The following is a 1,496-nucleotide window of genomic DNA, read 5'->3' on the forward strand; positions in this document are numbered from 1 at the left end:
CGACTGGCAGAACCAGTCGCTGATCGCCAGGTCGATCGACGGAGTGCGCGGCACGATGACGATCCTGACCATCGCGCACCGGCCGTCGATGATTGCCTTCGCCGACTGGGTGGTGGCGATGGAAAACGGCCGTATCGTCGAGGTCGGCCAATATCAGCGGCTGAAGGAAAAAACCGGCAGCCGGTTGTCGAGGATGCTGTCGGGGGAACAGTCAGAGGGCGAACCCGCCGATGTCGCGTGAGCCGGCGACCAAGACGCGCCGAAACCGATTCACGCGGCGCCTAGTCTCTTGTTTCGAAGCATGCCTACAAACCGGGGGCAGGTTTGAGCAATCTGCATCAATGCAGGCCGCGCCTGGCACCGCCCAGCTTCTCGCTTTCGGCGACCTCTGGTGCGTTCAGTTTGCGCTCGGCGTCACGGGCTATGTCGGCAGGCGTCGGCGCGCTCCTGGCGATCATGGTGTAGATGAGCACGAAATAGCCGGCCTGAATGATCACGGCGCAGATGATGACGCGCACCAATATCGTGCCTATCGACGCTCCGCCCAGCCAGGACCAGCCGACGACGATCGCCAGAGCGAAAATCATCCCGAGGATGAATTTTGGAAGTGCCATACCCAACAGCCCATAAACCGGCTCGGGTATTATCACGATTGCCCCACCCGAGCGCCGTCCCTTGTCATGTGGGCTTGTTAAGGTCGCCCACTCTCGACCGGTTGCTTCCGGCCTTTTCCACCTGTCGCCACCGTGACAGGTATAATTTGCAATTCTATTAAGGCGAGCAATAGGCGGCAAGGGCAACTTCGGATATTTTTGATCGAGCTTTTGCGATCGACTCTGCCATGCTGCAATGCACGCAACGGGAGCTAAGCCGATCTCCTCTCCTCGGCATTTTTCAGTAAGATAGACAATATTAAGTAGTATTTTATACGGTTTTCACCAAGCATCAGGGCATGATAAAGCACTAATTTGCAGCTTGCCTTGGCAAATAGGTAGGTCCGCCTAAAAACCGCCCCACAAAGGCCTCTATTTTTTCGGCCGTGCCCATTTATTGTCACAAATGTGCTAAATACGCCGAAATTTGTGCATGACAAGCTTATTATTTAGTCAATTCATGACGTGACTATTTCAATGGGGTGGTAAATTGTGTGTTGCGCTGCAACATTTTTTTGGTATCGTGCGCTGAACCATTCGTTCAACGCATGGAGTTTACGGCATGAGGGACGTTGCCAAGTCGGCCACGGCGAGCTTTTCGCAGGCTGACATCGATTTTCCGCCACCGATCGGCGGCTTGCTCAAACGCAGCTTCGATATCGCCGGTTCACTGATTGGACTGATCGCACTCAGCCCGCTGTTTGTCATGATAGCGCTGCTGGTCAAGTTTTCCGACGGCGGCTCGATTTTCTACGGTCACAGGCGAATTGGACGCGGCGGGCGGATTTTTCCTTGCCTGAAGTTCCGCACCATGGTTCCGGACGGCGACAGGGTATTGGCAAC

Annotated in this window: 2 protein-coding genes and 1 pseudogene; 2 read left to right on the plus strand and 1 reads right to left on the minus strand. The window is 55.3% G+C overall.

Features of this window, described 5'->3' with window-relative positions; translation table 11 throughout:
* Positions 1-241 (plus strand): annotated as a pseudogene (locus EN984_RS34275) (ABC transporter ATP-binding protein/permease); the annotation flags it as partial.
* A 97-nt stretch (positions 242-338) separates the two neighbouring features.
* On the opposite strand, the gene EN984_RS34280 reads toward EN984_RS34275, so the two are convergent.
* Complete coding sequence (locus EN984_RS34280) at positions 339-614, minus strand: hypothetical protein (protein ID WP_023811582.1); 276 nt, start codon at positions 612-614, stop codon at positions 339-341.
* Between the two features lie 601 nt (positions 615-1,215).
* Here EN984_RS34280 and EN984_RS34285 point away from each other — a divergent pair.
* Positions 1,216-1,496, plus strand: a 281-nt coding sequence (locus EN984_RS34285) for a sugar transferase (RefSeq protein ID WP_206517555.1), incomplete at its 3' end; no start/stop codon positions are given.

This window comes from Mesorhizobium sp. M7A.F.Ca.CA.004.12.1.1 (genome assembly GCF_003997835.1).
Lineage (GTDB): Bacteria > Pseudomonadota > Alphaproteobacteria > Rhizobiales > Rhizobiaceae > Mesorhizobium.

Coding starts and splice junctions, on each gene's coding strand:
- EN984_RS34280 (WP_023811582.1), bottom strand. CDS start 614: ATGGCACTTCCAAAATTCATCCTCGGGATGATTTTCGCTCTGGCGATC.